This is a genomic window from Mucilaginibacter inviolabilis (genome assembly GCF_011089895.1).
In the GTDB taxonomy this organism is placed as follows: domain Bacteria; phylum Bacteroidota; class Bacteroidia; order Sphingobacteriales; family Sphingobacteriaceae; genus Mucilaginibacter; species Mucilaginibacter inviolabilis.
Window position 1 is genome coordinate 698,584 of the sequence record NZ_JAANAT010000002.1, and the last position, 22,678, is coordinate 721,261.

Annotated in this window: 17 protein-coding genes and 1 tRNA gene; 13 read left to right on the top strand and 5 right to left on the bottom strand. The window is 40.8% G+C overall.

Going from position 1 to position 22,678, the window contains the following annotated elements; all coding sequences use genetic code 11:
- Positions 1-8: 8 nt before the first annotated feature.
- Both G7092_RS19340 and G7092_RS19345 read right to left on the bottom strand, forming a co-directional pair.
- Entirely contained in the window at positions 9-446 is a 438-nt protein-coding gene (locus G7092_RS19340; RefSeq protein WP_166091526.1) for a hypothetical protein, read from the bottom strand.
- Positions 447-602: 156 nt separating this feature from the next.
- Positions 603-676 (bottom strand) — tRNA-Met (locus G7092_RS19345).
- Positions 677-836: 160 nt separating this feature from the next.
- Here G7092_RS19345 and G7092_RS19350 point away from each other — a divergent pair.
- The 3 genes from G7092_RS19350 (at position 837) to G7092_RS19360 (ending at position 4,120) form a co-directional block, all read left to right on the top strand.
- Positions 837-1,217 carry an START-like domain-containing protein gene (locus G7092_RS19350; protein ID WP_076375546.1) on the top strand — a complete coding sequence of 127 codons (381 nt, stop codon included), beginning with the start codon at positions 837-839 and terminating at the stop codon, positions 1,215-1,217.
- A 104-nt stretch (positions 1,218-1,321) separates the two neighbouring features.
- On the top strand, positions 1,322-2,743 hold the full coding sequence (locus G7092_RS19355) for an LptF/LptG family permease (RefSeq protein ID WP_166091527.1): 1,422 nt from the start codon (positions 1,322-1,324) through the stop codon (positions 2,741-2,743).
- A 171-nt stretch (positions 2,744-2,914) separates the two neighbouring features.
- Positions 2,915-4,120: a bifunctional 3,4-dihydroxy-2-butanone-4-phosphate synthase/GTP cyclohydrolase II gene (locus tag G7092_RS19360; protein WP_166091528.1), complete on the top strand. Its 1,206-nt coding sequence runs from the start codon at positions 2,915-2,917 to the stop codon at positions 4,118-4,120.
- Here the strand turns inward: G7092_RS19360 and G7092_RS19365 are convergent.
- Positions 4,117-8,598 (bottom strand): translocation/assembly module TamB domain-containing protein, encoded by a 4,482-nt coding sequence (locus G7092_RS19365; protein WP_166091530.1) that lies wholly within the window; start codon positions 8,596-8,598, stop codon positions 4,117-4,119. The genes G7092_RS19360 and G7092_RS19365 overlap by 4 nt on opposite strands.
- Positions 8,599-8,780: 182 nt before the next feature.
- Here G7092_RS19365 and tsaD point away from each other — a divergent pair, with 182 nt between their 5' ends.
- The 3 genes from tsaD (at position 8,781) to G7092_RS19380 (ending at position 10,510) form a co-directional block, all read left to right on the top strand.
- Positions 8,781-9,782 carry a tRNA (adenosine(37)-N6)-threonylcarbamoyltransferase complex transferase subunit TsaD gene (gene tsaD, locus G7092_RS19370; RefSeq protein WP_166091531.1) on the top strand — a complete coding sequence of 334 codons (1,002 nt, stop codon included), beginning with the start codon at positions 8,781-8,783 and terminating at the stop codon, positions 9,780-9,782.
- Between the two features lie 114 nt (positions 9,783-9,896).
- Complete coding sequence (locus G7092_RS19375; RefSeq protein ID WP_166091532.1) at positions 9,897-10,067, top strand: hypothetical protein; 171 nt, start codon at positions 9,897-9,899, stop codon at positions 10,065-10,067.
- Between the two features lie 44 nt (positions 10,068-10,111).
- On the top strand, positions 10,112-10,510 hold the full coding sequence (locus G7092_RS19380; RefSeq protein ID WP_166091533.1) for a contact-dependent growth inhibition system immunity protein: 399 nt from the start codon (positions 10,112-10,114) through the stop codon (positions 10,508-10,510).
- A gap of 63 nt (positions 10,511-10,573) precedes the next feature.
- Here G7092_RS19380 and G7092_RS19385 read toward each other — a convergent pair whose 3' ends face one another.
- Both G7092_RS19385 and uvrA read right to left on the bottom strand, forming a co-directional pair.
- Positions 10,574-12,640, bottom strand: a complete 2,067-nt coding sequence (locus G7092_RS19385; RefSeq protein ID WP_166091534.1) for an IPT/TIG domain-containing protein — start codon at positions 12,638-12,640, stop codon at positions 10,574-10,576.
- A gap of 215 nt (positions 12,641-12,855) precedes the next feature.
- On the bottom strand, positions 12,856-15,762 hold the full coding sequence (gene uvrA / locus G7092_RS19390; RefSeq protein ID WP_166091535.1) for an excinuclease ABC subunit UvrA: 2,907 nt from the start codon (positions 15,760-15,762) through the stop codon (positions 12,856-12,858).
- 481 nt (positions 15,763-16,243) lie between these two features.
- Here uvrA and G7092_RS19395 point away from each other — a divergent pair, with 481 nt between their 5' ends.
- The 7 genes from G7092_RS19395 (at position 16,244) to G7092_RS19425 (ending at position 22,659) form a co-directional block, all read left to right on the top strand.
- Entirely contained in the window at positions 16,244-16,828 is a 585-nt protein-coding gene (locus G7092_RS19395) for an RNA polymerase sigma factor (protein WP_076375554.1), read from the top strand.
- Between the two features lie 212 nt (positions 16,829-17,040).
- Positions 17,041-17,235: a hypothetical protein gene (locus G7092_RS19400; protein ID WP_076375556.1), complete on the top strand. Its 195-nt coding sequence runs from the start codon at positions 17,041-17,043 to the stop codon at positions 17,233-17,235.
- 195 nt (positions 17,236-17,430) lie between these two features.
- On the top strand, positions 17,431-18,192 hold the full coding sequence (gene nth / locus G7092_RS19405; protein ID WP_166091536.1) for an endonuclease III: 762 nt from the start codon (positions 17,431-17,433) through the stop codon (positions 18,190-18,192).
- Between the two features lie 206 nt (positions 18,193-18,398).
- Positions 18,399-19,406: a recombinase RecA gene (gene recA, locus G7092_RS19410; protein WP_166091538.1), complete on the top strand. Its 1,008-nt coding sequence runs from the start codon at positions 18,399-18,401 to the stop codon at positions 19,404-19,406.
- 349 nt (positions 19,407-19,755) lie between these two features.
- A complete protein-coding gene (locus tag G7092_RS19415) occupies positions 19,756-21,324 on the top strand; it encodes an ABC transporter substrate-binding protein (protein WP_235953896.1) in 1,569 nt (522 codons plus the stop codon).
- A gap of 50 nt (positions 21,325-21,374) precedes the next feature.
- Positions 21,375-21,863, top strand: a complete 489-nt coding sequence (locus tag G7092_RS19420; RefSeq protein WP_166091540.1) for a cupin domain-containing protein — start codon at positions 21,375-21,377, stop codon at positions 21,861-21,863.
- 34 nt (positions 21,864-21,897) lie between these two features.
- Positions 21,898-22,659 (top strand): 5'-methylthioadenosine/adenosylhomocysteine nucleosidase, encoded by a 762-nt coding sequence (locus tag G7092_RS19425; RefSeq protein ID WP_166091542.1) that lies wholly within the window; start codon positions 21,898-21,900, stop codon positions 22,657-22,659.
- Positions 22,660-22,678 lie beyond the last annotated feature (19 nt).

Here is a 22,678-nt window from a genome sequence, read left to right on the forward strand (position 1 = left end):
ATGGGAATTTATTCTCCGCCGCCCTCGCCGCCTGCATGGGCCGAGCCTCCAAAGCCTTCACCTGATGGAACCCCATGCGCTGTTCTGCCAAAACCCTCCACCGTGCCACCGTGACCGCTGCTGAAATGAGCCGGATCTTCACCGGCTCCGCCGTTCCCGGTGTGTGCTGAGGAGGAAAGAAACGCGCCACTGCGGTGCTCATCTGCAGACAAAGTTTGGGAATAGCCTGTACGAGGGTAGTAACGGGTAACCTGGCCACTATTATACCAATACCAGTAGCCATAGCTGCTGTAGTGGTATGAATGCTGATTAATTATGGTGTCTTTTCCGGTGTTATAGTCTGTACCGTCCCAGGTGCCAACAGTTTGATGCTGCTCATCCTGATCACATGAGCTTAAAACTATTGTAGCAAATGCTATAAGGGCCAGTGAATTGCGTTTTTTCATTTAGGTTTTTATGGGCACTAAAATAATAGAAATTGTTATGCTTTTAGTTTTTGAAAGCGAAAAACAATTACGAGTATGTACACTCAAGTAAAATGAACGCCTATTACAAAAACAAAAGCCTCAAATCTTTCGACTTGAGGCTTTTTACTTGAAATGTAGCGGGGAGCAGGATCGAACTGCCGACCTTAGGGTTATGAATCCTACGCTCTAACCATCTGAGCTACCCCGCCTTTTTATGTATCTTGCTCTTTTATAATGGTTTTGTAAAAGAGTGGCCCTTAATAAATCAGTGGCCTTCCTTAAAAAGGTTTGCAAATATAGCAGAAATTCGTTTTCTTTAGAAAAAATGTTAACATTTACAGCTTTTAGAGCTTACAAGTATAAACCCCAATGTCCGAAAAAAAGAAATTTACCATTGAATATGAGATAAAATCGTCTCCACGTATACTGTTTTCCTTTCTGAGTGAGCCCAATGGATTAGCGCAATGGTTTGCCGATGATGTGAACATCAAGGACCAGGTTTATACATTTACCTGGGATAACGATGCCCAAAAAGCAAAGTTGCTTACCGTAAAAGAAAATAAGCTGGTTAGATTTAAATGGGTAGATGACGATCCGCAATTTTATTTCGAAATGGAAATTCTGCAGGATGAGCTAACCAATGATGTTGCACTCAGTGTTACCGATTTTGCAACCGAAGATGCCATCGCCGAGCGCAAACTGATCTGGGATAATCAGATCGAATATCTCATCAGTGTATTAGGTGCTTAAAGAAACTTAATTTTAGCTAATTTTGTATCGTGAAACGCTATTTGTGCGTTAATGAAAATTAACAGGCATTTGGTGCGTTATATCCTGTTGTACAAATTGCGTTAATGAAAAAGATACATCTTTTACTCCTTAAATCGTTTATAAGACCTTTTGTAAGTACGCTTTTCATCGTAATGTTTGTATTGTTGATGTTATTTTTATTTAAATACATCGACGATCTGATAGGTAAGGGTTTTGCCTGGTACACCATTCTGGAACTGATGCTGTATAATTCGGCTACTAATGTGGCCATGGCGTTACCTTTATCCGTATTGCTGTCAACCATCATGACCTACGGCTCACTGGGCGAAAACTACGAATTGGTAGCCATTAAGGCTGCTGGCATCTCCCTGCGCCGGGCCATGTACCCTATGATTGTGGTAGTGACTATTCTGAGTGTGGCCGCATTCTTTTTTTCGGACTATATGCTGCCAGTAGCTAATCTTAAGTATTTTTCATTACTATATGACGCCCGCAAGCAAAAGTCGGCCGATTTGTTGCCTCAGATGGTTTTTAGTAACAGCTTTACAGGTTATACTATTCGTGTAAAGAGCAAAGATCCGGATGGGCAAAGATTATATGGTATCATGATATACCAAAAAAGTGCCGATAACAATAATACAACAGTTACCATAGCCCGTGAAGGTACTATGTTCCGAACTATGGGTGATAAATTTCTGGTGTTGAAATTAAAGGATGGCGTAAGATACGAGGAGTCGGCACCTGATAATGCTACCTATAATTTCAGGCAGCGCCTGTCGCGCTTCCGCTTTACAGAAACCGAACAAAAGTTTGATCTATCTAGCTTTAAACTGGCTCGTACCGATGAAAATGAATTTAAGTCGGCCTCACAAATGATGAACCTGAAGCAGTTAAGATCTTATGTCGATTCTGTACAACACCAGGTTGATGGTAGTATAGTACAGAATTATAGGCTTATTACACCCTATATGAAATTTTTTAACATGCCGGCAAAGCCCGCGGTTAAATATATACCAGCCGATAAAGCAGGGGTGTTGAAAAGTATGAAACTGGCCGATCAGGTGGTAGCTCTTTCAAGCGCGTCATCAGAGATCCGTTCTATAAAAGATATATTAAAGAACCGTACCGATCGTTATAACGACGACATCCTTAACATACGGCGTTATGCATCGGAAGTACAGAAAAAATTTACGCTTTCGGCGGCGTGTTTGGCTTTATTCCTGATCGGCGCTCCACTAGGGGCTATCATCCGTAAGGGAGGGCTTGGCTTACCGGTAGTTATTTCGGTTGTATTTTTCCTTATCTATTATATTATCTCTACCATTGGCGAAAAATCGGCAAGGGCGGGTAGTATATCTGTTGGTTTTGGTATGTGGGTAGCTATCATTGTGCTTACGCCCATCGGGCTTTTTCTTTCATACAAAGCTGCTACGGATTCGGTGATATTTGATGTGGAACTTTATAAAAGATTTTTTAATAAATTAATTAAACGCAAAAGCAACTAATTAACCCCCAATCACCGTATCTATTTATAGTAGGCGCGCTTGCCCTGCTGCTGAGAATGATTTTACACAGTACCGACCAGAAACATTTTTATATATCATAAATTTGTTTAACTTTTAAAATATTTTGTGGCTTAGGTTATTTTTATGTAAGCCTTATCAAATACTCATATAATGCTAAATACGATACAAGAAGCAATTGAAGATATAAAAGCCGGGAAAATGATCATCGTTGTTGATGACGAAGACCGGGAAAATGAAGGTGATTTTTTAACCGCTGCACGTAATGCCACGCCCGAAGCTATCAACTTTATGGTACGCTATGGCAGGGGACTGGTTTGTGCGCCTATTACACAACAGCGCGCCCGCGAACTGGAGCTGGAGCCTATGGTTAGCCATAACACTACCTCGCACGAAACCAATTTTACGGTTTCTGTTGATTTGTTAGGACATGGCTGTACAACAGGTATCTCTGCATCCGATAGATCAAAGACTTCCCTGGCGCTAATTGATCCGGCTACAAAGCCCGAAGATTTGGGCAGACCCGGACATATTTTCCCATTGATTGCCAAAGATGGTGGTGTATTACGCAGAACGGGGCACACCGAAGCTGCTATTGACCTGGCTGTTTTGGCCGGCTTTGAACCTGCCGGCGTAATATGCGAGATCATGAAGGAAGATGGCGATATGGCCCGCTTGCCTGATCTGTTGGTGATGGCGAAGGAATTTAATTTAAAGATTGTATCTATAAAAGACCTGATAGCTTACCGCTTAAATGCTGAGACCCTGGTAAGAAAAGAAGTATCAGTAAAAATGCCAACGGAATGGGGCGATTTTGAAATGATAGGCTACACCCAGCTAGATACCGGCGAAAATCACCTGGCCCTTATTAAAGGCTCCTGGGAGCCCGATGAGCCGGTTTTAGTGCGTGTGCACAGCTCATGTGTTACCGGTGATATTTTTGGCTCTTGTCGTTGTGATTGTGGCCCGCAGTTACATAAGGCCATGGAGATGATCAGCAATGAGGGGAAAGGCGTTGTAGTATACATGAATCAGGAAGGGCGAGGGATTGGTTTGATCAACAAACTCAAAGCCTATCATCTGCAGGAAAATGGTCTGGATACCGTAGAAGCTAATATTAAGTTAGGTTTTAAAATGGATCAGCGCGATTATGGTATCGGTGCGCAGATATTACGTAGCCTGGGTATCTCCAAAATGCGTTTGATGACCAATAACCCCAAGAAACGTGCAGGCCTGATAGGTTATGGTTTAGAGGTTGTGGAGAATGTACCCATCGAAATAGCATCAAACCCCCATAACGAATCATATTTACGTACCAAAAGAGATAAAATGGATCACGCTATTATGCGCGATCATTAATCCTCATCCTCTGGTTTAGTTGCCCGTGTTCCGCCTGTTGTAGTAGCAGGCGGGGCCGCCGGTGTTGGTGTAGCGGGTGTTGTATATCTGCGATTACGCTTAAATATATATTTGATAAACTCACCAAAGGTGTCAAAGTCGCGTGAATAAACTAAACCAAAGCCGTTTACATATTGAAAATCGAGGTTGTTTAAGGGATTGAGTGTGGTATTGTTCAGTAACCTGTAAGAATATCGCGCTGTAAGGTTTCCATCTTTCCTGATCTGGTATAGCGCTTCAAAGTCTTTGGTTAAATTACCATTAAACAAGCTGGAGGTATTGTTGAACAAATCATTCGAGCCAGTATTGTTATATAAACTCCCGTTGAATGATAGCCTGCTGTTAAAAAATCTTAATGAAGCATTGGCCTCATTGAGCGAACGAATGTTCAAATCAAAATCAAAGTTTTTGATGTGCGACTGTGATATCAGGTTGTTGAGCTTGTTAAAAGCAAACTCACTTATCATTTGTTCGGCAGTGCCCGCAATTAGGTTGTTATTATTATTGTTTGCCGAAAAACTGCGCCGCACAATAATATTAATAGCCTGTTGGCTGCGGTTGTTATTATCGGCCAGATAAGTGGCAAGATCATCTTTTACAGATGGATCGGTAGGGAAGTTAAAGTCGAAATCAATATTAGGTTGTAATAATGATTTGGTCAATATCAACTGGGCCTGTACCAATGTTTGCTGTGATGAAGTTGGCGTTTGTAAGCCGGCAGCAGCATAAAGCGGTGCCTTACTGGTACGTACCTCGTAAAGGGCTTTCAGATTTATTTCGGCGTTTGAAGGGTTTCCTGTCCATCGGATAGTACCACCCTGGTTTACAGTAAAGTTTTTACTGATGAAGTTTTTGGCAGTAAATTCAAACTTACCGGTAGATATCAGAAAGTCGCCATACATCTCAAAATCGCCCAGGCTGTTAATATTCAATTTTAGGTTGTTGGCAACGCCGCTACCCTCCAGTAAACCATAATCGGTGGTTATTTTAACAACGGTTTTTTCGTCGGCGCTCAGGTCGAAATTTAAGGTAACACCATTAAAAGCTCGGGCTTTATTTACAACTTTAGCCGTATCCTTATGGCCAACAAATCTGATAAAGTCATAGTCGCTGGCTGTTGATGAAGTATTGAGCGGTATATTGAATACAGTACCGGCTTCTGTGCGGGCTGTAATGTCAATTTTCATGTTATCAACCGGACCTTTAAAGCTAAATGTACCAGTGCCAAAGGCGGTGCCATAATAAACGTGATTGTCTTTAAATGTGGTATTTAATGCCATCAGATTGGTAGCCTTTAATACTACCTCTATGTCAGGGTTTGATAGATCGTTCAAATCAACGGTACCATTAGCTGTACCGGTGCCACCTTTAATATCTTTCAATACCATATCCTTAACGTTAATAACGCTATTGTTTACGTCCAGCTTATTGTTAACTGTGTAGGCGGTTTTTAAGTAGTTAACAGTAAGTCCGGTGTTTTCCAATGTAACGCTGCCGTTTAGTTGTGGATTTGATGGTTTACCGGTAAGTTTTAAATCGGTAGAGACATGACCTTTTACATTTGATACCAGATCCTTAATAAAGGGTTGAAAGATGATAGCCTCGGTCTGGTTCATTTTTATATCAAAGTCCAGATTATCATCCGTGTCATGGCCAAAATAATAGGTGCCTCCAATATTTATGGTTTTAAGCCCACGGTTTAGGATATTTAACTGGGCATCGGCCTGTTTACGGTCGTTACCCAGGGTTGATACCAATTTCAGATCACCAATCAACGTCTTGTTCATTGTTAGTGAATCGATATTCAAATGCGCGTCAACGCCAGGTGATTTGGTAATAGAGGTAAATTTAACATCTCCATTTAAATCACCTCTTAAATATACACCTGATGTTCTGGTCAACTGGTTAAGCGTTCGCATATTGAATTTTTCGAACGAGAGTTTTAGCTCATCGGCAGGGTTATCAGATATAAATCCATTGATACGTACCTTTTGGGGGCCATTGGATAACTCAAAGCCGGATACCTGGGTTTTACCATCCAGTAAACGAATGCGAACCTGTTCCTGGATATGCCATTTTTCTTTTTCAAGGATAACATCAGAGGGCAATAACTTTAGTTTGGCTGTAGTATCGCGCCCAAATTCAACCAACCCATAAAGATCGAGCTGATTTACCGCGTTTTTATCCGACAATTTAACGTTAAAGTTTAGGCTGTCATTTTTCAAAAAGTTGGTAATGTTAATGTCTTTTATAAACAGGCTATCGGTAAGATCGATTTTTCTTAGCGATAAACTGAGGTCCAGCATATCTTCAGAAGTGTTTTCATCGATGATGAAATCGTGAAATACAATTTTCCCATATTTAAATGTTTTAATATAGCCGGATAGGGTAGCTGTTTTCTTTTCCGAATCAAATTGCCCTACTAGAGTACCCTGATCAGGTATCTTCAAGTCGGGTACAAATATAGCGGTAAGCGGATCTGTATTTTTAAGCGTAAGGTTAAACGCAAACTGTTCAGGTTTGGGTGTAACAATAGTGGTTTTTAAGGAAGGAATATACTTTTTGGCAATGGTTTTAAAATAGGATGGAAGGGTTGCCAGGTCAAAAGTGCCTTTGATGCTACCATCGGCAAAATCAGATCGCAGGTCTATTTCCCGGTTGTTTCCTTTACCAGTAGAGGACAGATATAAAGAGTCGACCACATAATTATTACGCGGATCAACAACCCTGGCTGGTGAAAATAAAATATTGCCTTCGATATTAGCCAGACTATTACCAGAAAATTTGGTTTTCAACTGAGTACTTATGCTGATGGTATCGGTAGTGAGTTTAAGCTTATTCAGGTTAGCATCCTTAATATTGGCTACCAGATCATACGCAGGTAGCGCATGGTTTAAGTTTACACTTCCCTTTAAGTCGAGCTTAACGTTTTTATCGTTGATGGTAATATGGCCGTTGGCTAGTTTTTTAACAAATGAGCCGTTTATAGTGAGATTATTATAGGTATAATTGTTGTAGCTGATGTTGTTAATGTGGGCATCAATCTTTTCGGTCAGGTTTTTCAGTTCGTCTCCACTGCCTTGTATATCAGCATTAAAAGTAGTACGGCCGAGTGATTTCTCGTCAAGCAGGGTACCCAGGTCAAAGTTGAGGGCATTTAGTTTACCGCTATAGCTGGGTATATTTTTCTTGTCAATTTTAAGGTTAATGTCGGTATCAAACCTGCCCAGCCCTGTTTTAAAAATACCGTAAGCAACAAAATCATTTTGCAAGCCATTAAACCTTCCGGTAAAGTTGATATTGCCAAATTTACCTAAGATAGCAGGTGCCTGCATGGTAGCATTCCCTGAAAAATGGCTTAGCAGGTAATCCAGATCTTTTTTATTGGATGCAATCTGCTCAAACTTAAGGTCAAGGAAAGTATTGTCCCAGTCGGGCAAACCGCGTAAGTTAAAATCGCCTTTGATAAAAGTGGCCTGCCCGCCGCTGATGGTAACGTTTTTGGCCTTCAGGTTATTTACCAAACCTTTCACGCGGCCTTCAATCCCCAGGTCAAATGTGGTTTTACCCATACCGCTGGTGAAGTAGGCAATATCTGTTGATGATATGCGTGACGATTTAAAATCGGCATCCATGTTCACCCGGTTCTCAAAATTGTCAAAATCATTAAATGACTTAAATCTCATCCGGAAATAGTCTTTCAGATCAGAGTGTTTGGTTTGAAGGGTAAGGTGCTGCAGTATGATCTGGTTGGTATCAATGGTAGTATGGGCCGTAAAGTTTTTTACGTAGAAACCGCTTTTTTCCTGTAAAGTAAGATGTTGGACATTACCTTTAAATAAGTGGTCTTTAATATCCATTCCGGTTACAATAGTACTGAAATGACTCACATCAATATCATCAAAGTTAACCTTGTTTTCTACGGTGTCAACCAATTGGTTCTTGTATCTGAAATGAAAGTTATTAATAGTTATTTTATCAAAATTAAGCGTCCAGGGTTTGCTGGTAGTTTTTTTGGTAGTGTCACTGGAGCTAAAATAATCAAGTATGAATTTGAGGTTGGTAGTACTGTCCTTTTGTTTTTTGAGATAAAAGGAACCATTATCTAACTCAATAGATTCAAAATTGATGGTGCGGCTTTTGTCATCGGTATTAAAGATAAAATTGACAATCCTGTTTTTGATGATGCTGCCAAGTGAAAACCCTTCAATATCAACAGCCAGCTTAGGAGTATTCAGTAAAGTATCCCGTTTTTTATCCAGCACATACAAGCCCTCCAATACTACAGAAGTAAAGGGTCTGATGTAGAGGCTTTTGATGCTAACTGTGGTATGCAGCTCATCCGAAAGATAACCCGCGGCTTTTTTAGCGGCCCAGGTTTGTACCGGTTTATATTGAAACGCCAGTAAAAGTATGCTCAGTGTCAATAAAATGAACAACACTATCCCTAACGCTATATTGAGTACTTTTTTAATAACTTTGCCTCTTTAATTAATGAATTAATGAATTAGTGAGTTAGTGAATAATTATCATCATCTACAATTCAGTTAGATGATGGTTTGCAATCAGTTCAATTAAATCACTAATTCACAAATTCACTAAATCAATAATTAATAACGCCGTGCCTGTAATTTTAGGAATCGAATCATCATGTGATGAAACCTCTGCATCTGTTTGTGTTGACGGAGAGATATTGAGCAATGTAATTGCTAATCAAACCATTCACGAAGCATACGGAGGCGTTGTCCCTGAGCTTGCCTCCAGGGTTCACCAGCAAAATATTGTTCCTGCCGTACAACAAGCATTATTGAACGCAAAAGTAAGCAAAAATGATATTGATGCAGTAGCTTTTACGCGCGGCCCCGGACTTTTAGGCTCACTTTTAGTAGGTGTATCATTTGCTAAGGCGTTTGCACTGGCCAAAAGCTTGCCGCTTATTGATATAAATCATATGCAGGCACATATATTGGCTCATTTTATTGGTGATCATAAACCTTCATTTCCGTTTTTATGTCTTACCGTATCTGGTGGGCATACGCAGATAGTTTTGGTTAACGATTATTTTGACATGCAGGTGATAGGTCAAACGCTTGATGATGCCGCAGGTGAAGCGATGGATAAAACCAGCAAAATATTAGGCTTACCTTATCCGGGTGGACCGCTGATTGATAAATACGCGCGCCAGGGTAATGCGGATGCTTACAAGTTTCCGGAACCACAAATACCCGGTTTGGATTTTAGCTTTAGCGGACTGAAGACATCTATTTTATATTTCATTCGGGACAATGTAGCTAAGAACCCGGATTTTATCAGTCAGAATCTGCCGGATATTTGTGCATCAGTTGAAAAACGCATAGCTACTATATTGCTTAATAAATTGCAAAAGGCAGCGCGGGAACACGACATAAAACAAATTGCTTTAGCCGGCGGAGTATCGGCCAATACAGGTTTACGCCTGGGGCTACAAGATCTTTGTGCAAAAAATGGCTGGGAAAGTTTTATACCCAAAATGGAGTATTGTACTGATAACGCAGCTATGATAGCTATTGCGGGATACTATAAATATTTAAAAGGCGAATTTGCCGGCCAGGAGATTGCTCCGTTGGCAAGAATGATATTTTAATTTCGAATTATTGAATTAGTGATTTACTGAATTGAAAAGATTTTATCTTTCAATAATTCATTAATTGGTAACAATCACTAATTCAGTAATTCAATAAATCATTAATTAAAAAATATGAACATTCCTTCATTGATTTTTTGGGCAGTTTTTGTGCTGCCGCTGGTTGCTTTTCTGATATGGCTAATGCGCCAGGACAAGAAGAAAGGGGTTACCGGGCTTATTGTATTGGCTATTATTGTAATTGGTGGCATAGTTTATATGTACGTTAAAACGGGCGGACAGTAGATCTGTTTTCCCGGAGCTTTGATTAGTAGGATTAAAGGATTGTTATGAAGCTTGAAAATAACTGGAAACACAAGTCTCTTTTCAATCTGCAGAAAACGCACCCGGATAATCCCAATGAAACACCGACCAGGCTTGTGGCCCGCTGTGCCGAATTGATAAAAATCCCACTTAATGAATACTCTGTTGAGGATTTAAGGCTTATGATAGGACAGGGGCTGGGTTTACAATACCTGATACCTCTAGCCATTGAAAAACTTAATAACGATCTATTTGCGGAGGGTGATCTATACAAAGGTGACTTGCTAGCCAATGTATTAAGAGTTAACCGCGCATTCTGGAAACAAAACCCTGACCTGCGGGTGAAGTTAAATGAACTCATTGCTGAAAATAGAGACGTAATAACAGAAATGAATATTTCACTAATAGCGTTTGACACACTCTGAATAAAGTATAAAAACAAAAAGCTCTTGAATTTTCAAGAGCTTTTTTGATAACAATATTGAGAATTACCTCGCTGCCCGAAAAATTTTCCTGTCACCGGCTGTATTAAAGCCCGTGATATAGTAATATGAGGGTGTTATCTCAATACCTCCCAGAGTATAACCAGCTGGTAGAGGATAACTTTTAAAATCAACTCCGTCGTTAATAGATAGATTGAAGGTTTTACTGCCATAGGTAACGGTTGCACTATCTGCCTTAATCACGTTGCAAGTCTCTGTTCCAACCTGTGTCCAGGAGTCGCCCTTATTGGTTGACCGATAAAGGCGCTGACTGCCTTCTGTTTGGGCAGCCCCTTTATAGCTAAACGCACAAAATATGCTGTAACTGGCCGCGGCCATAAAATCTTTATACCCCAGGTTATAATAGTAAATACCGGTATATCCCTTAGTGGCCTCCCAGGTAATTCCTTTATTTGTTGAGCGGTAAAATAACTTTTCGTCTTTCGATGTATAGTTTTTGCTCGTATCTACTGCAAAAAGATTATTGCTGCTGTAAGCATCATATATGCCCGCTATATAATTAAGCGCTAAACCGGGGAGGTTAATATAAGTATGCCTCCAGGAGGCACCACCATCGGAAGACCGGTACAGACTGGTATAGCGCATAATTGTAATATAACCGCTGGTAATAGCCATGCCTGTAAAACTGGAATCTGGTTCGGTGCTTTCTGGAGTAAGCTTTGTCCAGAAAATACCATTGGTTGATTTGGCGATGCCTTGGTTGGTGCTGATATAATAAGAGCTTTTATCAGCCTTTAAAACATTGATCACCAGTTTTTTTGATTTGTTGAAAGGGAGATTGTTATAAACATTGCTATATGTTTTTCCATCTGCACTATAGTATAAGTAGCCCGGATTATTGCCGCCGGTAATGAGCAAAGTTTGGCCCATATGCGCCATCTGGTTAATATTCTGCAATCCATTGATTGATGCCAGGTCTTCCCAATTCAGGTTAGGGTAGGGAGCATCAACCAGGTAAGTGCTTACCGAGCTTGATATAATTCCTTTGATGCTGATAGTGAGAGGAACAAACCCGCCTGTTTTTAAACCCGCCGGAACCTTAACCGTAACTTGCGTTGTTGTGGCAGTTACAACAGTTGCTGAAACAGTACCAAATTTAACCACTACATCGGCCGGGTTGTTGCTAAAGTTGATACCTGTTATGGTTACTAAATCGCCGGTTCTGCCTTCTGTAGGTTTAACGTCAATAAGATTTGGCGGAACTCCATAAGTAAATACAGGGCCATTAACAGTTTCGCTGTTTTTTACTTTCAGACTGATGTTGCCAGTGGTACCTGTTAGGGGTACAAGCACTCTAAGCCGTGTTGGGGTGGCCGTCTTCACCGCGGCATCTACACCGTTAAATTTCACTATGTTTTCTGTTAAAACCGAACTATAATTAACCCCGGTTATGGTTACCGTGTCATTGTATTTACCTTGTTGTGGACTAATACTTTCGATAGTAGGTTTAGCCGAAACCGGCGTAGGGTCAACTATCTGCGTTTTGGGTTTGGCATTGTTGGTGAAGTTGGCAGCCGTATAGGAACCGTTTGAAATGAAATCTTTACCCGCTGCATCTTTAAAAACAATATCCCAGCTTACCGTAGCCGTATTGGCATTGATGGTGACTGTGATGCTACCCGAATTGGCGAAATAGATATTACCACCATTAATATACTGTACATAGGTTTGTACCGGGGTAGCTGTAGCCGTTGTAGCGTTTACTTTTAGCGCAGGATTGCCCGGATTTAAAGAGGTGCCTGCTTTTTTACTGAGGTTAACCGAACCGCCTTTAAGATCACTGATGAAAAATACCAGTTTACTGCCGCTGGCATCCAGGTTGGCGGTAGTTTGCAGGGCTTTTATATCGTCGCCATCTGCAGTATAATAGGTCGATGTAAAATCTGTAGCAGCCAGATTGTAATCGGCGCCATTGATTTTTGCGGTCAGAGCGGGTTTGGTTTTGTCGGGTGTTACGTCAGGACCTTTTTGACTTTTTGAGCAGGAAAAAAAGGTAATGATAAGCAGCATAAAGCCTACTGCTTTAAAAGTGTTTTGTAAGTGTGTAATCATATTCAGTCAGGGGATATGCGCAATAAAGTTCAAGGCGGGGCAAAGATAGCAGAAATATCCGCTGTTTTAAATGTTATTTGAACTTAACTATAAGATAATCAAAGTGAAAGCGGCTTGCGTAAAAATGACAGGTTGATTATACTTAGTATCAACAAAAGCGGGAGATGTGTATTACACATCTCCCGTTCAAATATATTTGCTAACTTAATTGAGGGTTAAAACCGCTCTTTTAAATAATGCCCTGTATGTGATTTTTTCTCTTTAATCAAATCTTCGGGAATGCCTTCAAATACTACTTTCCCGCCGCGATCACCGCCTTCAGGGCCAATGTCAATGATCCAGTCGGCACATTTAATCACATCCATATTGTGTTCTATTACAATAATGGTGTTGCCATGCTCCAACAGGGCGTCAAAAGATTTGAGGAGTTTTTTAATATCGGCAAAATGCAGACCGGTAGTAGGCTCATCAAAAATAAAGAGTGTTTTATGGGTGTTATTTCCTTTTACCAGGAATGAAGCCAGTTTAATACGCTGTGCCTCACCACCAGAAAGGGTGTTTGACGATTGTCCCAATTGTACATAACCCAAACCTACGTCAACCAAAGGTTTTATTTTGGCGATGATTTTGGGTTCTTTGGCAAAAAATATCAACGCCTCATCAATAGTCATATGCAGCACTTCGGCCACGTTTTTTTCATTGTAGGTGATATCCAGTATATGTTGCTTAAAGCGGTTGCCGCCACAGGTTTCGCAGGTCAGGAAGATGTCGGCCATAAATTGCATCTCTATTTTTACCTCACCTTCGCCTTGGCAAACATCACAACGGCCGCCCTCTACGTTAAAGGAGAATGCTGATGGTTTTAAACCAGCCGCTTTAGCTGCCGGCTGTGAAGCATACAGGTTACGGATCTCGTCCCAGGCTTTTACATACGTAACCGGGTTGGAGCGTGATGAGCGGCCAATAGGATTTTGATCAACCAGCTCAACCTGTTCTATTTTAGCGTAATCCCCATCAATGCTGTCGTATGAGCCGGTTTGCTCTCCGGAGTAATTGCCCAGTACTTTTTGTAAAGCAGGCGCCAGGATGCGTTTTACCAGGCTGGTTTTACCCGAGCCTGATACGCCTGTTACAACTGTAAGTACGCCCAAAGGAAATTTAGCTGTAACATGCTGCAGGTTGTTCTCTCTGGCACCTTTTATCTCAATATAATCATTCCATTTACGACGATGTGCTGGAATAGCGATCTCTTCCTTTCCACTCAGGTAACGACCTGTTAAGCTATTGTCGTCTTTAATAATTTCGTTGTATGTGCCAGTGAAGATCAGTTCGCCGCCGTGAGTTCCGGCTTCCGGGCCAATATCAATAATATGATCGGCCGCTTTCATGATTTCCTCCTCGTGCTCCACCACCAATACGGTATTGCCAACATCGCGCAGTGATTTAAGCACACTGATGAGGCGTTGGGTATCACGTGGGTGTAGCCCGATGCTGGGCTCATCTAATACATATACAGAACCTACCAGGCTGCTTCCCAATGATGTAGCCAGGTTAATACGCTGCGATTCACCACCGGATAAGGTATTTGACAAGCGGTTAAGCGTTAGATAGCTCAATCCCACATCATTTAAAAAAGACAAGCGATTGGTAATTTCCATCAATAGGCGTTTACCTACTTTGGCATCAGTTTCATTTAATTGTAGCCCCTTAAAAAATTCAAGAGCTTTATCCAACGGCATCAATACCACATCGGTAATAGAACGCTCACTGATTTTCACATAGGATGCATCACGGCGCAAACGGCTCCCTTTACACTCGGGACAGGTAGTTTTACCGCGATAGCGCGACAACATAACCCGGTACTGAATTTTATAGGTCTGTGCTTCCATTTCCTGGAAAAACTCATCCAGTCCGCGGAAATATTTATTGCCTGTCCATAACAGGCGTTGTTGTTTTTCGGTTAGCTGATTGTACTGACGGTGTATCGGGAAATCAAACTGTAAAGCATGTTTGATCAACGTATCATTCCACTCGCGCATTTTTTCGCCGCGCCATGGGGCAATAGCGCCCTCGTAAATACTTTTGCTTTTATCCGGAATCACCAGGTCTTCATCAATACCAATCACTTTGCCATAACCTTCGCATTTTTTGCAGGCGCCGTAAGGATTGTTAAAACTGAAAAAATTAGGAGAAGGCTCTTCGAATTTAATACCATCAAGTTCAAACCTGTCGCAGAAAAAACGTTCCTGCTCACCATCTGCATCGGGCTCCTGGTAACGCACGTAGCAATCGCCCTTACCTTCAAAAAAGGCGGTTTGTACCGAATCGCCCAGGCGGCTTACGGTTTCATCTTCCTCATTTTTGGAGATCCTGTCAATCACTATCCGCACACCCGGGTAATGTGTAGGTGTTTCCTCTTCGATAGTTACCGGTTCGTTGCTTTCGGCTTTAAGCTTTTTGCCTTTAGCTTTTTTATCCCCATGAACCTCAGCCACCAATGAGGTATTGTCAATGGATTCATCCTCCAGCAAAGCTTCAATTTTTGACAGCTTGTTCAGATACTCTACCCGTACAAAACCTTTTTGCATTAAAACAGCCAGCTCTTCTTTTAGGCTGCGGTTATTATGCGGATATAAGGGCGCTAAAATAGTTACCTGGCTTTCGTTGGGCAGCGATAGAATAAAGTTTACCACATCGGTAACGGAATCTTTCTTCACGATTTGGCCCGATACCGGGGAGATGGTCTTGCCAATGCGCGAGAAAAGCAATTTTAAATAATCATATATTTCGGTGGAAGTACCTACCGTTGAACGCGGATTGGAAGTAATTACTTTTTGCTCAATAGCAATAGCGGGTGCAATACCTTTAATGTAATCAACATCGGGCTTGTTCATGCGCCCTAAAAACTGGCGTGCGTAGGAAGAAAGGCTTTCTACGTAACGGCGCTGACCTTCGGCATACAAAGTATCAAAAGCAAGCGACGATTTGCCAGAACCTGACATTCCCGTAACTACAACCAGCTTGTTTTTGGGGATGGCCACATCCATATTTTTAAGGTTGTGTACCCGTGCCCCTTTAATAATGATATGTTTCTGCGGATCTTTTTCTGCTTCTTTAGTCATAATAGTTGATAGTCGATGGCCCATAGACCATAGTAATTTGAGACGCAACTATGGTCTATGGACTATTGACCATGGTTTTTTTCCGGAATGCAAAAATCCTAAAATATTTAGCAGAATCCAAATCGGTTTTACTTTGATTTGGGATTTACCCTGAATAAATTTATGAGTTTACAGTTTGCTGACTTTTAAATATTTAATCGCATAGAAAAGAGGTGCCTGCAAATTTTTTGAAGCGGTGATTAAACCATTGCAGATTACCTATGTCAAATCCCCGGATAGGTATCAGAATTATGAATGGCAAAGCCCTCCATAAGCCCAATGAACCTGATTAACAGAAGTAAGTAAAAAAATATAATTTGTTTTTTAGCTGGGAATTTGTTTTATTTGAAGTAACAATTTCTTAACCCCTAAGGAGCACGCTATAGAATATACTTTACTTTAAAGGTTTTTAACTAAAAATTAAGTTTAAGTAGTACTTTCTATGGATTTTCAATTGAAAAGTGATCAGGATCTAATCCATCTATACATTGCCGGTGACGAAGCTGGACTAGTGGAATTGATCAGACGATATCAGACCAAAATATATACCTCTATTTACCTGCTTGTAAAAGACGAGTATCTGGCCGAGGATATTTTTCAGGATACCTTTATAAAAGTTATCAATACACTGAAAGCTGGAAAGTATAACGAAGAGGGTAAGTTTTTACCCTGGGTAACCCGAATTGCCCATAACTTGGTTATTGACCACTTCCGTCGTGAAAAACGCGCGCCTATGATTAGCAATGGCGACGATTTTGATATTTTTGAAGTATTGGGTAATTATGATGAAAGCACCGAAGACCGTATGGTACGTGAGCAAACCCATAAAGATCTTAAAACCCTGATACAATTGTTACCTTCTGAGCAAAAAGAAGTATTGATCATGCGCCATTTTGGCGATATGAGCTTTAAAGAAATTGCTGATATTACCGAAGTTAGCATCAACACGGCATTGGGCCGGATGCGATATGCACTCAATAACCTCCGCAAAATGATGCAGAGTAAAGAGTTGAGTTTAAAAAATTAATCAAAAAACGTTGGGTTATTGACTGGGCAATTGGCTGGTTACACAGCAAAGCTTATCAATAACCCAATTTTTTTATGATCAGTAACTTAACTTATTCACTTTAGGTGATAAAAATTAACCCACAAAAAAAATTTCATTTAATTTTCATTTAGTAAAATATTATCTTTAAGTCGCCGTTATAAATCATATAAAATTTACAACAAAATAAGCTTATGGATGAAACTTTTACAACAACATTAAATGGAATTGCCAACCAGGCTCTGATGGACGAGAACGGACAAGATAATCTGGGTGCTGACGATTTGATATTTTACAATTCAATTCGTGCTGATTTGGACCTTTTGAACAAAAAACCCAAGGTACAAACTATACACCAGATACTTGACTACTCTAAAAGCTTGCGTTAAGTATTCCGAACTTGCTGGTTCATAAATCATAATTGTTGATTGAAGCGGATGTTTGAAAAAAACTGAAACCAAAATGCAGCGTGATTTATGAACCTTTCTATTTTTATATAGATTGTGTAATTAATTATAATTTCATATATATTATAATATGTATGAACGCATCATCTTTACCCTGAAATTTTCTTAATTTTAAAAATGCTTAAGGCCGAACGTTACCGCCATTTTGTTGAATATTTTTCAAAAAACCAACCCAATCCCGTTACCGAGCTGCATTACGATAATCCTTTTCAACTATTGGTAGCCGTGATCCTGTCGGCACAGTGTACAGATAAGCGCATTAACCAGGTTACCCCAAAGTTATTTGAGCGTTTTCCCACGCCCGAAGATCTGGCGGCATCAACTCCTGAAGAGGTTTTTACTTATATACGGAGTGTTAGTTACCCTAATAATAAAGCCAAACATTTAGTTGGGATGGGTAAAATGCTGGTAGATGTTTTTAACAGTGAGGTGCCTGCCGGTATCGAAAACCTGCAAAAAATGCCGGGTGTTGGTCGTAAAACCGCCAATGTTATTGCATCTGTAATTTTCGAAGAGCCGGCTATGGCTGTAGATACGCATGTGTTCAGGGTATCCAACAGGATCGGCCTTACCCATAATGCAACCACACCGCTGGCTGTTGAAAAACAGCTGATCAAGCACATCCCGAAAGAATATATAGGTGTTGCCCATCACTGGCTCATATTACATGGCCGGTATATTTGTTTGGCACGAAGTCCTAAGTGCGAGATATGCCCGCTAACCTGGTTCTGTAAATATTATGAACATAACAATACCGAAACCGCCTTACTAAAAGCTGAAGCTGCTAAGGTCAAAAAAGCCAAAGAAGCCAAAAAGAAAAAAGCGTTGAATACCATTGCGAAGGAATTGAAGAAGCGCAGTGTGGATAAAGATATTTGATTGCTATTGACCGGTTAGGTAAGTTTATCTGTTATTATTAAGACTTGTTATCCTGAGGAACGAAGGATCCGTTAATCAACCTGTATATCGTATAATAGATACTTCACTCCGTTCAGCATGACAAATATTTAAGCGAATAAATAATTACTAAAAAAATTAGTATTTTTAAATAAAACATTTATATATTTGTTTTAGAAATTTTTAAGATGAGCAATACAGATAAATTGAAGGCATTACAGCTTACTTTAGATAAGCTGGAAAAATCATACGGAAAAGGCACCATCATGAAATTAGGTGATTCCGTTATTGAACCTACAGAAGTTATATCAACCGGCTCTTTAGGCCTGGATATCGCGTTAGGTGTTGGCGGCTTACCTAAAGGAAGGGTTATTGAAATATATGGACCAGAATCATCAGGTAAAACCACACTGGCTATACATGCTATTGCTGAGTCGCAGAAAAAAGGTGGTATTGCCGCGTTTATTGATGCTGAGCATGCTTTCGATCGTTTTTACGCTAAGAAATTAGGTGTTGACGTAGAGAATCTGCTAATATCCCAGCCAGATAATGGTGAGCAGGCATTAGAAATTGCTGATAACCTGATTCGCTCGGGTGCTATAGATATTCTGGTGGTCGACTCTGTTGCAGCGTTGGTCCCCAAAGCGGAGATCGAAGGCGAAATGGGCGACTCCAAAATGGGCTTACACGCACGTTTAATGTCGCAGGCTTTGCGTAAATTAACAGGTACTATCAGCAAAACCGGATGCTGCTGTATATTTATCAACCAATTGCGCGATAAGATTGGTGTAATGTTTGGTAACCCGGAAACCACTACCGGTGGTAATGCCCTGAAATTTTATGCTTCGGTACGTTTGGATGTACGCCGTATATCACAAATTAAAGATACCGATGAGGTTTCTGGTAACCGTGTTAAAGTGAAGATCGTTAAAAATAAAGTTGCTCCTCCGTTCCGCGTAGCAGAGTTTGATATCATGTTCGGTGAAGGTATTTCAAAAGCCGGCGAGATCATCGACCTGGGGGTTGAATACAACATCATTAAAAAAGCTGGTTCATGGTTTAGCTATGGCGAAACCCGTTTAGGTCAGGGTCGCGATGCAGTTAAGCAATTGATTCTGGATAATCCTGAACTACAGGAAGAATTGGAAACCAAAATTAAAGAAACTGTTACCGGCGAAAGCTTGGTTGAAGAATAAGAACGATTTTGGAGTTCACCGATTAGGGTGTGGTTTCACCGATATTAAAAAAAGCCTTCTCATTTGAGGAGGCTTTTTGTTTGTACTAAAACGCTCTTGTCATGCTGAACGTAGTGAAGGATCTATTATACGATATACAGGTTGATGAATAGATCCTTCACTGCGCGCAGGATGACAAACTTGGCAAAGAGTCTAATTAATAAGACGGAGTAATTATTTTCATCTACAAGTAATAAATCGCCAATTCACTAAATCGCTAATTCAATAATTAATATATTGGCTCTATATGAATAAATGGGGCTTAATACTATTTTCTGTACTGTTAATTCAGCTTAGCGCCTGCCAGAGTATGGCCCCTGATTCTGGTAAAACCGTTTTTAACATTAACCTGGAGGAAGGCCTTACCTCACTTGATCCCGCCTTTTGCCGTAATCATTATACCATTTGGATGGATAATCAGGTTTTTAATGGCCTGGTGCAGATCAATGACAGCCTTAAAGTAATTCCATGTATAGCCCGAAGCTGGGACATATCTGCAGATGGTCTTTTATATACCTTTCACTTGCGCAATGACGTGTATTTTCATGATGATCCGCATTTTGCAGGTGGTGTTGGTCGCAAGGCCGTAGCATCCGATTTTGTGTATAGCTTTGGGCGATTGATAGATCCTAAAGTAGCCTCATCGGGTTCCTGGATATTTAGTGATAAGGTAGAAGGTAAAAATTCATTTACCGCTCCAAATGATAGTACTTTTAACATCCGCCTTAAACAGCCGTTCGCGCCTTTCTTGAGTATGCTCACCGCGCAATATTGTTCGGTGGTGCCGAAAGAAGTGGTGGAGTTTTACGGCAAAGATTTCCGGAGTCATCCTATAGGTACCGGCCCATTCAAGTTTAAGTACTGGAAGGAAGGGGAAGTGTTGGTGCTGCTTAAAAATGAAAAATACTGGGAGAAAGATAGTCAAGGTAATCGCCTGCCTTACCTCGACGCCGTTAAAGCCAGCTTTATTGCCGATAAGCAAACCTCATTCCTGGAGTTCATCAAGAAGAAACTCGATTTTTTAAATGATATCGATGGGAGTTACCGTGATGATATCCTGACCAAATCGGGCAAAGTGACACAAAAGTATAAAGGCAAATTTGTTTTAAATACAGCCCCATATCTCAATACCATGTACCTGGGTATACTGGTAGATACTAATCTGGCTATTGTTAAAAAATCGCCGCTTAAAATATTGAAAGTAAGGCAGGCCATTAATTATGCCATCGACAGGCAGAAGATGATGAAATACCTGCGCAATAGCATGGGCACGCCAGGTTACGAAGGATTCATTCCGGAGGGTATGCCCGGTTTTAGCAAAAATGTAAAAGGATATACCTATGATCCTGAAAAGGCGCGGCAACTATTGGCCGAAGCCGGTTTTCCTGATGGTAAAAACTTACCCGAAATTTCATTGGCCACCACGGTAGGCTATCGCAGTTTGATAGAATATGTACAGGGACAATTAGATAGAATAGGTATTAAAACCAATGTAGAAATTACCCAGGGTGCCAGCTTGCGTGAGCTGGTATCAAAAAACGGGATCAATTTTTTTTACGGTCAATGGATAGCCGATTATCCCGATGGAGAAAATTATTTGTCGGTATTTTATTCCAAAAATAAGATCCCTTTCGGGCCTAATTATACCGGTTTTAACAATAAAAAATTCGACGCGCTGTTTGAGCAAACCTATCATGAAAAAAACGATACGGCCCGCTATGCACTATATCAGCAAATGGATGGCTTGGTGATGGAACAATCGCCTGTGGTAGTATTGTATTATGATAAACTGGTGAATTTGTATCAGAATAATATCAGTGGATATAGCCTCAATGGGCAAAATTTATTAGTGTTGAAAAGGGTGGTGAAAGCCCCCTAATCCTCTGAAGGGGGAACTTTATAGTATTATTTATTTGATCTTCTATCTATATGAATACACAAAATGCAGCTTATTGGGTTCAGCGATTAACGTTGCAACCCCATCCCGAAGGTGGATATTATAAAGAAGTATTCCGGTCAGAACAAGAGGTAAACCGGGCTGGTGAAGCAGCTATCAAACAAGCCTGTACATCCATCTATTATTTGCTGGAAGGAGAAGATTTTTCGGGTTTCCACCGCCTGGTATCCGATGAGCTTTGGTATTTTCACGCAGGCTCGCCACTCTATATTCACGTAATCGATGTTTTGGACAATTATCACCGATATGAGCTTTCTTCATTGGATACAGGTGATCTCTCCGTTGTTATACCGGGTGGATCCTGGTTCGCATCCGAAATTCCGTCAAAACAAGACTTTAGCCTGGTAAGCTGCGCGGTGGCTCCCGGCTTTGATTTCAGCGAATTTGAAATGGCGGTTAAAGAAGATATGATCGTTGCGTACCCTCGTTTTAGCGAGTTATTTAACCGGCTTTGTCGATAAATAATCCCTGTTTTAACTATTAATATCTACCTATATGAGCGAAAAAATAATAGGCATCATGGGTGCCATGCACGAGGAAATTAACAGCATCCTTCATCTGATGACGGATATTGAAGAGATTTCCTTCGGCAGAAGAACATATTATACCGGCACTATCAACAGCGTCAAGACCGTGCTGGTTTTTTCCAGATGGGGTAAGGTGGCCGCGGCCACAACGGTTACCAGTCTGATCACCAGGTTTAACATTACCGATCTGATATTTATTGGTGTTGCCGGAGCTATCCACACCGAACTGAAAATAGGGGATGTGGTTATCGCCGATCGGTTGATTCAGCATGATATGGATGCCCGCCCGCTGATGCCGAGGCACGAAATTCCATTGTTGAGTGTAACCTACTTTGACGGGGATCCTAATTATATCAACATAGCGAAAAAGGCTATAGATGCCATCGTTGGCGATCATATCCACTCGTTTATCGAAGAGCATGAAGTTGAACGCTTTTTATTACACAAAACCCGGGTGTTTACCGGTACTATAGCCAGCGGTGATAAATTCTTTGCCGATCAGGCCGATAAGGATCAATTACACGCTGCTATCCCAGACATACTCTGTGTGGAGATGGAAGGCGCCGCCGTAGCCCAGGTTTGCTATGAATACGAGATTTCCTTTGTGGTTTTAAGGATTATCTCCGATGAATCCAATGAAAATTCCTCTATTGATTTTCCTGATTTTATCAAAAATGTTTCCAGTAAGTATGCTTATGAGATCATTAGAAATATGTTTGCGTTGATATAGAGGGCTGTCATGCTGAGCA

What these genes read in the sequence shown, in the direction of transcription:
- G7092_RS19385 (WP_166091534.1), bottom strand. Translation starts at nt 12,640, where the DNA reads ATGATTACACACTTACAAAACACTTTTAAAGCAGTAGGCTTTATGCTG.
- G7092_RS19395 (WP_076375554.1), top strand. Translation starts at nt 16,244, where the DNA reads ATGGATTTTCAATTGAAAAGTGATCAGGATCTAATCCATCTATACATT.
- G7092_RS19350 (WP_076375546.1), top strand. Translation starts at nt 837, where the DNA reads ATGTCCGAAAAAAAGAAATTTACCATTGAATATGAGATAAAATCGTCT.
- G7092_RS19420 (WP_166091540.1), top strand. Translation starts at nt 21,375, where the DNA reads ATGAATACACAAAATGCAGCTTATTGGGTTCAGCGATTAACGTTGCAA.
- recA (WP_166091538.1), top strand. Translation starts at nt 18,399, where the DNA reads ATGAGCAATACAGATAAATTGAAGGCATTACAGCTTACTTTAGATAAG.
- G7092_RS19360 (WP_166091528.1), top strand. Translation starts at nt 2,915, where the DNA reads ATGCTAAATACGATACAAGAAGCAATTGAAGATATAAAAGCCGGGAAA.
- nth (WP_166091536.1), top strand. Translation starts at nt 17,431, where the DNA reads ATGCTTAAGGCCGAACGTTACCGCCATTTTGTTGAATATTTTTCAAAA.
- G7092_RS19415 (WP_235953896.1), top strand. Translation starts at nt 19,756, where the DNA reads ATGGCCCCTGATTCTGGTAAAACCGTTTTTAACATTAACCTGGAGGAA.
- uvrA (WP_166091535.1), bottom strand. Translation starts at nt 15,762, where the DNA reads ATGACTAAAGAAGCAGAAAAAGATCCGCAGAAACATATCATTATTAAA.
- G7092_RS19375 (WP_166091532.1), top strand. Translation starts at nt 9,897, where the DNA reads ATGAACATTCCTTCATTGATTTTTTGGGCAGTTTTTGTGCTGCCGCTG.
- G7092_RS19380 (WP_166091533.1), top strand. Translation starts at nt 10,112, where the DNA reads ATGAAGCTTGAAAATAACTGGAAACACAAGTCTCTTTTCAATCTGCAG.
- G7092_RS19355 (WP_166091527.1), top strand. Translation starts at nt 1,322, where the DNA reads ATGAAAAAGATACATCTTTTACTCCTTAAATCGTTTATAAGACCTTTT.
- G7092_RS19340 (WP_166091526.1), bottom strand. Translation starts at nt 446, where the DNA reads ATGAAAAAACGCAATTCACTGGCCCTTATAGCATTTGCTACAATAGTT.
- G7092_RS19425 (WP_166091542.1), top strand. Translation starts at nt 21,898, where the DNA reads ATGAGCGAAAAAATAATAGGCATCATGGGTGCCATGCACGAGGAAATT.
- G7092_RS19400 (WP_076375556.1), top strand. Translation starts at nt 17,041, where the DNA reads ATGGATGAAACTTTTACAACAACATTAAATGGAATTGCCAACCAGGCT.